Source organism: Mycobacterium sp. MUNTM1, assembly GCF_054660795.1.
Window position 1 is genome coordinate 1 of sequence record NZ_BAAGDE010000073.1, and the last position, 12,578, is coordinate 12,578.

A 12,578-nucleotide genomic window follows, 5' to 3' on the forward strand; every position below is an offset into this window, starting at 1 on the left:
GCGGGGGCGGCGGCGGCGTGCTCGTCGGCGCCGGCGTATAGGTGACGGTCGGCGGCGGCGCCTGCAGGCGGCTGCGCGGCACCCAGGTGTAGTTGGGGTCGGGCACGAAGCCGGGCGGCACCACCTGCTGGGCCGGGGGCTTGGGCGCCGGTTCCGGGCGGTAGGTGTCGTAGACCCACCACACGACAAAGAAGGCGACGATCAATACGAGCGTCGACGTGCGCATCCGCCCGCCGAACACGTGCGTGGGCCAGCGATGCTCCGCATCCGAGTCGTCGCCGCGCTTCTCGAGGATGTTCAGGGTGAACTTCAACGCTTCTGCACCGCACCTTGGACTTCATCGTCGTTTTGCTGTTCGGCGGCCTGGGCGGCCGGAACCGAGGGGTCTTCCACCAGGCCCACCGTCGCGTCCGCCGCGGTCACGATCCCGACGCGGGCCAGCGCCCGGATGACCAGCACGCGCAGCTGCCGGCCGACCTCGAACTGCTTGCCGGGCAGCGTCCGGGCCACCAGACGCAGGGTCACGGTGTCGACCGCGATGCTTTCCACCCCCATGACGGTTGGTGCATCCAACAGCAGCTCCCCGAGCACGGGGTTGTCCATCGCGCGGTCGCATTCCTGGTGCAAGACCTCGTTGACCCGGTTGAGGTCGGCGCTGGTCGACACCGGGATGTCCACCACCGCGCGGGCCCAATCTTTGGACAGGTTGACCACCTTGACGATCTGCCCGTTGGGGATGGTCAACACCTCGCCGTCCGGCGAGCGCAGTCGGGTCACCCGCAACGTCACATTCTCGACCGTGCCGCTGGCCTCCGTGGCGGACACCACGGTGATGGTGACCAGGTCTCCGAAGCCGTACTGGCGCTCCACCAGAATGAAGAAGCCTGCCAACAGATCTCGAACCAACTGTTGTGCACCGAAACCCAGGGCGGCGCCGACCACGGTGGCCGGCGCAACCAATCCGCCCACCGAGAACTGCAGCACCGACGAGATCTGCATGATGACCCAGATGCCGATGATGACGACCGACACCCAGGAGATCACCGATGCCAGGGCCTGCCGGTGCTTGGACGCCTCCGAGCGCACCAGCGCATCGCTTTCGGCGAAGCCCAGGTTGAGCTGATGCGTCACCTGCTGGGCCACCCAGTTGACGAACCGGGCCGCCAGCACCGCGGCGATCAGGATCATGACGATCCGCAGGCCCCGGGTGATGATCCACTCACCGAGCTCGCCCCGCCAGAAGTCATGCCAGCGGTGCGTCATCGACGCGGCGAGAATACTTGTGTTATTCGTCATCTTTTCGGTTGCGCCAACGGATTCCCGCTTCCAGGAACCCGTCGATGTCTCCATCCAGGACGGCCGCGGGATTGCCGACCTCGTACTCGGTCCGCAGATCCTTGACCATCTGATACGGCTGCAGAACATAGGAGCGCATCTGGTTGCCCCACGAACTGCCACCTTCGCCTTTTAACGCGTCCAGCTCGGCGCGTTCTTCGGAACGCTTGCGCTCCAACAACTTTGCTTGAAGAACTCGCATCGCCGAAATCTTGTTCTGCAATTGCGATTTTTCGTTCTGACAAGTCACGACGATACCCGTTGGGATATGGGTTAAACGTACCGCAGAGTCGGTGGTGTTCACCGACTGGCCTCCCGGGCCGCTCGAACGGTAAACGTCAACGCGCACATCGCCTTCCGGAATGTCGATGTGGTCGGTGGTCTCCACCACCGGAAGCACCTCGACTTCGGCGAACGACGTCTGACGGCGGCTCTGGTTGTCAAACGGGCTGATTCGCACCAGCCGATGGGTGCCCTGCTCCACGGACAGCGTGCCGTAGGCGAACGGGGCGTGCACGGCGAACGTCGCGCTCTTGATGCCCGCCTCTTCGGCGTAGGACGTGTCGAACACCTCGACGGGATACTTGTGTTGCTCGGCCCACCGGATGTACATCCGCATCAGCATCTCGGCCCAGTCCGCGGCGTCCACTCCACCCGCGCCGGAACGGATGGTGACCAGGGCCTCGCGTTCGTCGTAGTCGCCCGACAGCAGGGTGCGCACCTCGGTGGCTTCGATGTCCGCGCGCAGCGCCTTGAGCTCGGCGTCGGCCTCGGCCAGCGCGTCCGCGGCGCCCTCACCCTCCTCGGCCGCCAGCTCGTAGAGCACCGGCAGGTCGTCCAGGCGCCCCCGCAGCTCCTCGACCCGGCGCAGCTCGCCCTGAGCGTGCGACAACTCGCTGGTCACCCGCTGGGCGCGGGCTTGGTCGTCCCACAGCTGCGGATCGGATGCCTCGTGTTCGAGCTTCTGGATGCGTGCGCGCAGACCGTCCACATCGAGCACTCGCTCCACCGTGGTCAGGGTGGCGTCGAGGGCGGCGATATCGGCTTGACGGTCGGGTTCCACAGGCGACAACGTTACCGGGGTCCTCCGGGCGGCTTCCGCTCGCAGCGAGTGTCCAGGTCACGACCAGCGGTCATGCGTTTAGCATCGAGTCACGATCATGTGCGCCCCGCTTTGCGCGCGACAGCCCCTTGCGCGCATCCGGGCACGAATAGAAGGTCGAGAATGCGCCCTTACCACGTTGCAATCGTTGGTTCCGGACCGTCGGGCTTCTTCGCCGCGTCCTCCTTGCTCAAGGCGGCCGACGGATCCGAAGACTTCGATATCGCCGTCGACATGCTGGAGATGCTGCCCACTCCATGGGGGCTGGTGCGCTCCGGCGTCGCGCCCGATCACCCGAAGATCAAGTCGATCAGCAAGCAATTCGAAAAGACGTCCCAGGATCCGCGCTTCCGCTTTTTCGGCAACATCTCGGTCGGCGAACACGTGCAGGCCGACGAACTCGCGGAGCGCTACGACGCCGTCGTCTACGCGGTCGGGGCGCAATCGGACCGCGCGCTGAACATCCCCGGCGAGAACCTGCCGGGCAGCATCGCCGCCGTCGACTTCGTGGGCTGGTACAACGCGCACCCGAACTTCGAGGAGGCCACGCCGGACCTCTCGGGATCTCGGGCCGTCGTCGTCGGTAACGGCAACGTCGCCCTGGACGTCGCGCGCATTCTGGTCACCGACCCCGAAGTGCTGGGACTGACCGACATCGCCGACCACGCGCTGGAGTCGCTGCGCCCGTGCGGCGTCGACGAGGTGGTGGTCATCGGTCGGCGCGGGCCGTTGCAGACCGCGTTCACCACCCTCGAGCTCCGTGAGCTGGGAGACCTGGACAACGTCGACGTGATCGTCGACCCGGCCCAGCTGGAGGACGTCAGCGACGAGGACGCGGCCGCGGCCGGCAAGACGGCCAAGCAGAACATCAACGTGCTGCGCGATTACGCGAAGCGCGACCCGCGCCCCGGACACCGCCGGATCGTGCTGCGCTTCATGACCTCCCCGATCGAGATCAAGGGCGACCAGCGGGTCGAAGGGATCGTGCTCGGCCGCAACGAACTGGTCACTGACGAGACCGGGCGGGTGTCCGCGAACGACACCGGCGAGCGCGAGGAGCTGCCGGTTCAGCTGGTGGTGCGCTCGGTCGGCTACCGCGGTGTGCCCACCCCGGGGCTACCGTTCGACGAGAAGACCGCGACGATTCCCAACAGCGGCGGGCGCATCGAGGGCAGCCGCAACGAATACGTGGTCGGGTGGATCAAGCGCGGGCCGACCGGTGTCATCGGCACCAATAAGAAGGACTCCCAGGACACCGTGGACACCCTGCTCGCCGATCTGTCCGGCGCCGACGGTTTGGCGGACTTCCCGGACGATCACGCCGAACAGCTGGCCGACTGGTTGGCGTCGCGCCAGCCCAAGCTGGTCACCTCGGCGCACTGGGACCTCATCGACGCCCACGAGCGCGCGGCCGGCGAACCGCACGGGCGTCCCCGCGTCAAGCTGCCGAGTTTGGCGAAGTTGCTTCGGGTCAGCCACGGCTGACCCGCTCCGAGAGTACGAAGGGCTCTACTCAACGCCCGCAATTCTCCGTAGCGTTGGGGGCGTGGGTAGCGACCAACCGGTGACGGTACTTTCCGAGGACGAGAACTGGAATCTGTTGGGCAGCGTCTCGCTGGGCCGCCTGGTCACCAACTTCGCCGGTGAGCCCGAGATCTTTCCCGTCAACTTCGTCGTGCAAGACCGCACCGTGCTGTTCCGCACCGCCGAGGGCACCAAACTGTTCTCGGCGGTGGCCAATCACGCGGTGGTCTTCGAGGTCGACGACCACAACCTCATCGAGGGATGGAGCGTCATCGTGCGCGGGCGCGCGCGGCTGCTCAAGACTGACAAGGATATTCAACGAGCCGAGCGCGCGCAGTTGTTGCCGTGGACGGCAACACTCAAACCGCACTACGTGCGCATTACGCCGACCGAAGTCACCGGCCGTCGTTTCCGATTCGGGCCGGAGCCCGACCGCCACGAGCCGGTTGCGTGACGAGCAACTCGGGTGCGTCGGCGCCGGTCAGTCGCCGGTGCATGGCCCACGCGATCCGGCCGGCCTGAATTTTCGCCCTATCTGCCGCCGGTCCGCGATACATCTCGTCAACGGTGTTGTGCCACAAGGTGAGCCAGCGCCGGAAGTGGCGGTCCGACAGTGGGGCGCGCCGGTGAATTTCGCGGTGCGCCTGTAACGCACTGCCGCGATAGAGCCCGGCGCGGAACAGCACGGTCTCCCAGAAGTCGCACATCGTCGGAACGTGACTCTCCAACCCCGTCGCCCGCAACTCGGCGAACGGTTCCGCCAGGACCTCGTCGTCCAACGCCCGCCCGTAGAAACGGCGCAGCAACGCCTCCACGTCGGCGCGGTCGACCAGGTCCGCACCCGCCTCGGCCGTCAGCTGGCTCATGGTCGGCAACCCTTTCGATATATCTGCAACTCAGCGTAACGCCATCTTGCCTGAGGGCGTGGTCTCACAACAGGGCCGTTTGTCCCTTGACACCGCCGGGAAAAGCCGACTTCGATGAACGCTGTTGCAGAGCAGTATGTTTCAGATCACAGCGGCAGTCCGATTTACAGGTTGCCGCAACGTATCGCGAGCACGGAGTGGCCCTCATGACACAGGGCCTCGGCCCGATAGGAGTCGGTGACCAGCAGCTGGCCGGGATCGTGGTGGGCGCGCAGATAGCGGTCCACGCCGCCGCTGACCATCGCCGGCTCGGCCGCCACGTCGGGATACAGCCGCATCCACCGCGTCAGCCTGCGATCCAACTGCCCTTGCGCTGAGAGCTTTTCAGCCCCTAAGTGGGGCGCATCCGCGGCTTTCGCCACCGACACCGCGCGCAGCGTCGCTCGGCGCAGCCTGGCTTCGTCGAACGCGTGCCGAAGCACCGTGCCGTTGTCCACTTCGGCCACCACGCCACTGACCTGCGGCGTGGCCGGACGGCTCGCCGACGGTTGGATCACGGCGACCGGGCACACCGCCGAGCGGACCAACGAGGCCGCGACGGCGGGTCCCCCGTGGCAGGCGTGGTTGAGCCCAATCCGCCCTATGCAGAGCATGACCGCAGACCTCGATGCTTCGAGCAGCTTGGAAACCGTCCTGCCCCTGAGGATTTCGGTTTCGATCTTGACCGGTTCGCCCAGGGCGTCGACGGCTCGGTGCGCGTCGGTCAACGCGGCACGGGCGACGGCGAGCCGGGTGTCATCGGTGCCCGCGCCAGATGCGTCGTGCGGGTCGATGACATACACCAATCGCAGCGGAATGTCGCGGCTGACCGCCTCGTCGATCGCCCAGACGGCCGCATGTATCGCCGCCCTGGATCCGTCGACACCTACCAGAATTGCGGGAGCGGGATACATGTTGCTCATCGCGACTTCCTTCATTGCGCGGTAGAAAACTGTTCACTACACCGTTCGGTTAAGACTTTATGACCCGTAAACCCCACTGTCCCAGAGGCATTGGTCCCGAAATAGGTGCCATTGGACCCTATGGTCCGCTCATATAACCGAATTGACTGTTGCCATCGCGACGCCAGCGATCGAGTATTAGGTGCGGACGAACCTAGGTGTGTTTGACAAGCGAGACAGCGGGCACCACCACCCATCGCCTGGACGGGAGACCTCGCGCATGACCGCTCAAGAGACATCCGCTCAACAGTCATCGTCACAGCCCCTGGTCGGAAAAGGCTGGGTCCAGGGCGTCGCCCTGGTCATGATCTTCGGCTTCCTGGTGATGGGCATCCTGGCCTACCGCACGTATTCGGCGTCGATGCCGATGCCGGACAAGGTCGTCAACGAATCGGGTCAGCTCCTGTTCACCGGCCAGGACATCACCCGGGGACAGGAGCTCTACCAGGCCCGCGGCCTGATGGAGTACGGCTCGGTGCTCGGCCACGGGGCTTACCTGGGTCCCGACTACACCGCCGAATACCTGCGGACCGCCACGGAGGATGTCGCCGGTCAACTTCGTGCGCAAGGCGTCACCGATCCGCGCGAACGCGTCGTCACCGAATTCCGCACCAATCGCTACCACCCCGCTGATAAGACGTTGGTGTTCACCGATCGCCAGGCCGTGGCGTTCGACCACATCCAGAGCCAGTACGCCGCCTACTTCGGTGAGAACTCAACGAAATACGGCCTGCTGCCCCACATGATCACCGACAAGGCGCAGATCCGAGACCTCACGGCATTCTTCGCCTGGACGGCCTGGGCCGCGGCGGCCGAACGGCCCGGCCACAAGTACACCTACACCAACAACTGGCCGGCCGAGCCGCGAGTCGACAACGGGCCCACCGCGGCAGTCATCGTCTGGTCGGCGCTGTCGCTGATCGCATTGCTGGGCGGCATCGGAATCATGTTCGCGGTCTACGGTCGCTGGAGCCAGAAGGTCGGCTGGCACAGCGCCGAGTCGACCACCCTGTCCTTTCGCCAGCCCGGCGAGGTGAGCCTGACCCCGGCACAGCGCGCCTGCATCTGGTTCTTCGCCATCGTGTCGGTGCTGTTCCTGGCCCAGACGCTGCTGGGGGCCGCGGCCGAGCACTACCGGGCCGATCTGTCCAACTTCTTCGGACTGGATCTGGCCCGCGTGCTGCCCTACAACCTGGCCCGCACCTGGCATCTGCAGCTGTCGCTGTTCTGGACCGCGGCGGCCTTCCTGGCCGGTGGCATCTTCCTGGTGCCGTTCATCGCGCGCCGCGAGCCCAAACGCCAGGCGCTGCTGGCCTACGTGCTATTGGGCGCGGTCGCCGTGGTGGTGTTCGGGTCGTTGATCTGCGAGGCGCTGTCCATCTACGGCGTGATCCCGGCGGGCGGGCTGTTCTCCCAGCAGTGGGAGTACCTCGACCTGCCACGGCTGTGGCAGATCCTGCTGATCATCGGCATGTTCGTGTGGATCGCCATCATCTGGCGCGGCATCCGCGGCAGGCTCAAGGGTGAGTCGAAGATGAACATGCCCTGGCTGTTCTTCTTCTCCGGGCTGGCCATCCCGGGCTTCTACGCCGTGGGCCTGCTGGCCGGCAGCGACGCCCACTACACGGTCGCCGACTTCTGGCGGTTCTGGGTCGTGCACCTGTGGGTCGAGGACTTCCTCGAGCTGTTCACCACCGTGATGGTGGCGTACATGTTCGTGTTGCTCGGCGTGGTGCGCGAGAAGATCGCGCTGGGCGTGATCTTCCTCGACGTCATCCTGTACTCCGCCGGTGGGGTGATCGGCACCATGCACCACCTGTACTTCTCCGGAACCCCGGTGGAGCACATGGCGCTCGGCGCCTTCTTCTCGGCCGCCGAGGTCATCCCGCTGACCTTCCTGACCGTCGAGGCGTGGGCGTTCCTGCAGTTGGGTGCGCGCCAGCAATCCGGCGACGCCAACCCGTTCCCGCACCGCTGGGCGGTCATGTTCTTGGTCGCGGTCGGATTCTGGAACTTCTTGGGGGCGGGCATCTTCGGATTCCTGATCAACCTCCCGGTGGTCTCCTACTACCAGATCGGCACCGCACTGACGGCCAACCACGCGCATGCGGCGATGATGGGCGTGTACGGCATGCTCGCCGTCGGCCTGGCCATGTTCGCCTTCCGCTACGTGATCCCGCCCGACAAATGGCCCGAGAAGCTCGCGCGAATCTCGTTCTGGTGCATGAACATCGGGCTGGCGTGGATGGTGTTCGCCACCCTGCTGCCGCTGGGCGTGCTGCAGCTCTACCACTCGGTCAACGACGGTTACTTCGAGGCCCGGTCGCTGGGCTACATCACCAAGCCGGGCAACGCCGTCCTGGAGTGGCTCCGGCTACCGGGCGACGTCATCCTGATCGTCGGCGGGGTGGTGCCGTTCGTCTGGATCGCCCTGACGGCGCTGCGCCACTTCCGGTCGGGGACCACCGCCGACGAGCTGCCGGAAAACCCGCTGTACACCCAGGCACCAACGGAACCGGAGCCCGGTGCCGCGGTGCCGGCGAGGGATTGACCGGTGACCGCGCCGAGTGCCTCGGTGTGGATGATCGCCGGGTATTCCCTGGCGCTGCTGGCCGTCGGCTGGAGCTTCGACGCGATGGCCCGGCGGGCTTCCGCGCACGCGGCACGTTGGCGCACAGGGCAATTCACCTACCGGCCCGACCATGATGCATGGATCTGTCCGCAGAATCATTGGCTGTGGCCGACGTCGTTCGATCCGAAACATCGGGTCATGCGATATCGCGCGCTGCCGGTGGTGTGCAACAGCTGTCCCGTCAAATCCGATTGCACGACCTCCGAGCACGGCCGCGAGATCAGCCGCGAGGTCGACCCGTGGCCGCATTCGGACGCCGGACGGTTTCACCGCGGGATCGCCTGCTGCGTGGCCGCACTGGGTATCGTGCTGCCGCTGGCCACGTTGGTCGCCAACCACTCGGCCGCCGACGCGCTGGTCCTGACGGCGACCGTGTTGATCGTCGCGCTGTTGGGGCTGCCGCTCGTCCGCCACCTGTGGAACACTCCGTCCAACGCGCCCGACCACCTGCCGCACCGCAGCGCGATCGAGGACCAGGTGGCCGCCGCGATCGACCGGTATTCCACACGCTGGGGCGGCGGCTGGAAAAGCAAGGAGGACAACACGACATGACTGCCCTTGTGGTCGGCCTGATCGGCGCCGGGATAGTCCTGCTTGCCGTGCTCGCGACGTGGTCGCTGGCCGTGCTGCGCGAGTACGAACGCGGGGTCGTGTTCCGGATGGGCCACGCGCGCCCGCTGTACGGTCCCGGATTGCGGTTTCTGATTCCGCTGGTGGACAAGATGATTCGGGTCGACCAGCGTCTGGTGACACTCACCATTCCGCCGCAGGAGGTGATCACCCGGGACAACGTGCCGGCCCGAGTCAACGCCGTCGTGATGTTTCAGGTGATGGAACCGCTGAAAGCGATCCTGGCGGTGGAGAACTACGCGGTGGCGACGTCGCAGATCGCCCAGACCACCCTGCGTTCGCTGTTGGGCCGGGCGGACCTGGACACGCTGCTGGCGCACCGCGAGGACCTCAACAGTGACTTGCGCACGATCATCGAGAAGCAGACCGAACCCTGGGGCGTGCAGGTGCGCGTCGTGGAGATCAAGGACGTCGAGATTCCCGAGTCGATGCAGCGGGCGATGGCCCGGGAGGCCGAAGCCGAGCGCGAACGCCGCGCGAAAGTCATCAACGCCCGCGGCGAGCTGCAGGCGTCGGAGGAGCTGCGCGAAGCCGCCGAGACCCTCTCGAAGAGTCCGGCGTCACTGCAGCTGCGCTATCTCCAGACGCTGTTGGAGTTGGGGGCGGATCAGAACTCGACCGTCGTCTTCCCGTTGCCCGTCGACATCATCACGCCGTTCCTCCGGCACCCCGAGGCGCTGCAGGGTGTGGTCGATAGCTTGAACCATCGCGGGTGACCACGCGCGCACTCCTACCAGATATCAAGCACGTCAAATACTTTCGTTGTTCAACAGGTGTAAATCTAGCTCCCGTCGTTGGTTAATGAGAGATGAACGGAAGATGAACGCCAGCTGAATTCTGCCTGGTCGGCGCCGGGAAATAGGCAAAACCCCGCATGCATCAACCGCACCTGCGACGTTTGAAGGGCCCGAAAACCGAAGGTCTTCTGTAATGCCCTGCGCGCACGCTCCGCCAACCCAGTAAACGCGCCACGCTGACCGCTAGTCAGCGGTAGCGCGATCGCGCCGGGCTGCCCTTTCACCTGACGCGGGGTGAGCTTTGCGACCCGCACAGCGAATCCGGAGCGGCCTTTTCTTGAGAACACGCCGATGCGGCGAGCGCCGGCGCCAGTGGCGTTTGCCCGAAACCGACTTTGAGGGGATGTATCACAGATGGATTGGTCTTTTCTTCCACCCGAAATCAATTCGGCCCGGATGTACACCGGCCCCGGACTGGCCTCGCTGTTAGCCGCCGCCGGAAGCTGGGACGCGCTGTCGGCCGAGCTGGCCTCCACCGCCGAGTCCTACGAATCGGTGCTGGCGGGCCTGGGCCTGCAATGGAGCGGCGCCGCCGCCGATTCGATGGCATACTCGGCCGCCCGCTACATGGGCTGGCTGCAAGCCACCGCCGAGCAGACGAAGCAGACGGCCATGCAGGCGCGGACGGCCGCGGCGGCCTACGAGCAGGCGTATGCGATGACCGTGCCGCCGCCGGTGATCGCCGCCAACCGCACCCTGCTGGCATCGCTGGTGGCGACGAACATCGTGGGCCAGAACACCGCGGCCATCGCGGACACCGAGGCGCAGTACTCCGACTTCTGGGCTCAGGACGCCGCCGCCATGGCCGGCTACTCGGCGTCGTCGACGGCGGCGACGACGCAGTTGCCCCGATTCGCCGCCGCGAACAAATCCACCGACGAATCCGGCGTCAGCGCCCAGAACGCCGCCGTGGCTACTGCCAACGCCAACGCCGGCGCGACCAAGGTTGCCGCGCAAACGTTTTCACCGCTACAGCAAACGCAACCGGGAATCAATACGGGTGACGTCTACTACCTGGACGCATCCAGCTCCGGCAACAACGCCTTCCGGGTCCTCGACGCGATTCAGGGGACGGGCCTCGGCTTCAGCGCTCCCTACAACATGGAGCAGTTCGTGTCCGGCATCATCGGGGCGGAAAACAACCTGGGCATTCTGGCCAAGCCCGGGGCGGCGGCGGCCAATCTCGCTCCCGCGATCGCGGCGCCCGCACTCCGCGGCGCCACGGCGGGCCTCGGTGGTGGCCTGGGCAACGTCACCGCGACCCTCTCGCACGCCGGCACGATCGGGCCGATGTCGGTCCCCGCAAGCTGGGCGGCTCCGACGAGCACCCGCATCTCGCCGTTGGAACCCGCGGGCTTCACCACGATTCCGGGAACCGAAGAGCCGATGGCCTCCGGGTATCCCGGGTACCCCGGCATGCCGGGCGGCGGAGCGGCGCGATCGGCCGGCGCCGGTGTACCGCCACGCTACGGCGTGCGGCTCACCGTGATGCCACGCCCGCCGGCCGCCGGGTGACGTGCCACCACCGGCCCAACTGCTGTCGGTCATAGGACGAACCATCCGCCGCAAGCAGTTCCGCTTCACGCAGCTTTTAGAGCTGTAAGACAATGGAATTCGGCTTTCTCCCCCCAGAGGTGAACTCTGGCCGGATGTACGCGGGCCCCGGGTCGGGCTCGCTGCTGGCGGCCGCGGGGAGCTGGGACTCGCTGTCGGCCGAGCTGGGCATCACGGCCGCGGTCTATGAATCGGTGCTGTCCGGGCTGACCGGTTTGTTCTGGCACGGGCCCGCCGCCCAGGCAATGACGGCCGGCGCCGCGCCCTACGTGGCGTGGCTGTATTCGACCGCCGAGCGGGCCCAGCAGGCAGCGATGCAGGCCCGAGCGGCCGCCGCGGCCTACGAGCTGGCGCATGCCATGACCGTGCCGCCGCCCGCGGTCGCGGCCAACCGCACCCAACTGGCGACGCTGGTGGCAACGAACTTCTTCGGCCAGAACACCGCGGCCATCGCGGCCACCGAAGCCCAGTACGCCGAATACTGGGCGCAGGATGCCGCCGCGATGTACGGCTATTCCGCCAGTTCGACTGCGGCGGTGCAGTTCTCGCCGTTTTCCTCGCCGCGACAGACCACGACAAACGATGGGGTGGCGGCGCAGCAGGACGCCGTCGCGCAAGCTACCGCGAACGCCTCGAGCTCGGGTACGGACTCGGGATCGGGATCGGACGTGGTGATAGTGAATTCCTCGACATCCAATTCGTCGTCGGAACTCTTCCGAATCCTGGACACCATCCAAGGCGCCCAGACCACCTTCAGATCCATTTTCACCGCTGAGGGGACTACCGCGGGAATCATCCAGGCCGACAAGAACTTAGGAATACTGCCGAACCTCGCCGCGGTGCCGGCCGCGTTGCCCAAGGCTCCGGCGCTCAGCGGCGCGACGTCGGGACTCGGCAACGTCAACGCGGTGCTCGCGCGCGCCGGACGGATCGGCCCGATGTCCGTGCCCGCCGGCTGGACCGGCGCGACCGCCAACCAGGTCGCGGCAGTGCCCGGCGGCGGCTTGTCCGACCTGATGGCGACCGACGCGGTCGCCCGGACCGGGTCCGTGCGCCCCCCCCGCACCCCGGGAACCGCCGGGCCCCCGGCGTGGGCGGCGCCAGCGGTGCCCCCCCCAACGCAGGGCGGAAACGCGG

General features: G+C 66.5%; 11 protein-coding genes and 1 pseudogene. 7 read left to right on the top strand and 5 right to left on the bottom strand.

What is annotated here, in order from left to right:
• The 3 genes and pseudogenes from ACYQ8K_RS27065 to prfB all read right to left on the bottom strand — a co-directional run.
• Positions 1–313, bottom strand: a pseudogene (locus ACYQ8K_RS27065) (hypothetical protein); the annotation flags it as partial.
• Positions 310–1,296, bottom strand: coding sequence for a mechanosensitive ion channel family protein (locus ACYQ8K_RS27070; RefSeq protein ID WP_459973979.1), 987 nt, complete (start codon positions 1,294–1,296; stop codon positions 310–312). The pseudogene ACYQ8K_RS27065 and the gene ACYQ8K_RS27070, both read right to left, overlap by 4 nt.
• Positions 1,286–2,398: a peptide chain release factor 2 gene (prfB, locus tag ACYQ8K_RS27075; protein WP_459973981.1), complete on the bottom strand. Its 1,113-nt coding sequence runs from the start codon at positions 2,396–2,398 to the stop codon at positions 1,286–1,288. The genes ACYQ8K_RS27070 and prfB overlap by 11 nt, the downstream gene beginning before the upstream one ends.
• Positions 2,399–2,560: 162 nt before the next feature.
• Between prfB and ACYQ8K_RS27080 the strand changes: the two genes are divergently transcribed.
• Complete coding sequence (locus ACYQ8K_RS27080; RefSeq protein WP_459973983.1) at positions 2,561–3,922, top strand: FAD-dependent oxidoreductase; 1,362 nt, start codon at positions 2,561–2,563, stop codon at positions 3,920–3,922.
• Positions 3,923–3,983: 61 nt separating this feature from the next.
• Positions 3,984–4,415: a pyridoxamine 5'-phosphate oxidase family protein gene (locus tag ACYQ8K_RS27085; RefSeq protein WP_459973985.1), complete on the top strand. Its 432-nt coding sequence runs from the start codon at positions 3,984–3,986 to the stop codon at positions 4,413–4,415.
• Here the strand turns inward: ACYQ8K_RS27085 and ACYQ8K_RS27090 are convergent.
• Both ACYQ8K_RS27090 and ACYQ8K_RS27095 read right to left on the bottom strand, forming a co-directional pair.
• The gene (locus ACYQ8K_RS27090; protein WP_459973987.1) at positions 4,357–4,827 is read right to left on the bottom strand and encodes a group III truncated hemoglobin; all 471 of its coding nucleotides are present in this window, start codon (positions 4,825–4,827) and stop codon (positions 4,357–4,359) included. The two genes, ACYQ8K_RS27085 and ACYQ8K_RS27090, sit on opposite strands and share 59 nt — an antisense overlap.
• A 164-nt stretch (positions 4,828–4,991) precedes the next feature.
• Positions 4,992–5,789: a universal stress protein gene (locus ACYQ8K_RS27095; RefSeq protein ID WP_459973988.1), complete on the bottom strand. Its 798-nt coding sequence runs from the start codon at positions 5,787–5,789 to the stop codon at positions 4,992–4,994.
• Between the two features lie 259 nt (positions 5,790–6,048).
• On the opposite strand from ACYQ8K_RS27095, the gene ACYQ8K_RS27100 reads away from it, so the two are divergent.
• From ACYQ8K_RS27100 to ACYQ8K_RS27120, 5 genes are all read left to right on the top strand, one after another.
• On the top strand, positions 6,049–8,379 hold the full coding sequence (locus ACYQ8K_RS27100) for a nitric-oxide reductase large subunit (RefSeq protein WP_459973990.1): 2,331 nt from the start codon (positions 6,049–6,051) through the stop codon (positions 8,377–8,379).
• Positions 8,380–8,409: 30 nt separating this feature from the next.
• On the top strand, positions 8,410–9,012 hold the full coding sequence (locus tag ACYQ8K_RS27105) for a hypothetical protein (protein ID WP_459974023.1): 603 nt from the start codon (positions 8,410–8,412) through the stop codon (positions 9,010–9,012).
• Entirely contained in the window at positions 9,009–9,806 is a 798-nt protein-coding gene (locus tag ACYQ8K_RS27110) for a slipin family protein (RefSeq protein WP_065028209.1), read from the top strand. Before ACYQ8K_RS27105 ends, ACYQ8K_RS27110 begins: the two co-directional genes overlap by 4 nt.
• Positions 9,807–10,241: 435 nt before the next feature.
• Complete coding sequence (locus tag ACYQ8K_RS27115) at positions 10,242–11,402, top strand: PPE family protein (RefSeq protein WP_459973992.1); 1,161 nt, start codon at positions 10,242–10,244, stop codon at positions 11,400–11,402.
• A 92-nt stretch (positions 11,403–11,494) separates the two neighbouring features.
• A partial coding sequence (locus ACYQ8K_RS27120; protein ID WP_459973994.1) for a PPE family protein occupies positions 11,495–12,578 on the top strand: 1,084 nt, incomplete at its 3' end.

Coding starts and splice junctions, on each gene's coding strand:
- ACYQ8K_RS27070 (WP_459973979.1), bottom strand. CDS start 1,296: ATGACGAATAACACAAGTATTCTCGCCGCGTCGATGACGCACCGCTGG.
- ACYQ8K_RS27080 (WP_459973983.1), top strand. CDS start 2,561: ATGCGCCCTTACCACGTTGCAATCGTTGGTTCCGGACCGTCGGGCTTC.
- ACYQ8K_RS27090 (WP_459973987.1), bottom strand. CDS start 4,827: ATGAGCCAGCTGACGGCCGAGGCGGGTGCGGACCTGGTCGACCGCGCC.
- ACYQ8K_RS27095 (WP_459973988.1), bottom strand. CDS start 5,789: ATGAGCAACATGTATCCCGCTCCCGCAATTCTGGTAGGTGTCGACGGA.
- ACYQ8K_RS27100 (WP_459973990.1), top strand. CDS start 6,049: ATGACCGCTCAAGAGACATCCGCTCAACAGTCATCGTCACAGCCCCTG.
- ACYQ8K_RS27105 (WP_459974023.1), top strand. CDS start 8,410: ATGATCGCCGGGTATTCCCTGGCGCTGCTGGCCGTCGGCTGGAGCTTC.
- ACYQ8K_RS27110 (WP_065028209.1), top strand. CDS start 9,009: ATGACTGCCCTTGTGGTCGGCCTGATCGGCGCCGGGATAGTCCTGCTT.
- ACYQ8K_RS27115 (WP_459973992.1), top strand. CDS start 10,242: ATGGATTGGTCTTTTCTTCCACCCGAAATCAATTCGGCCCGGATGTAC.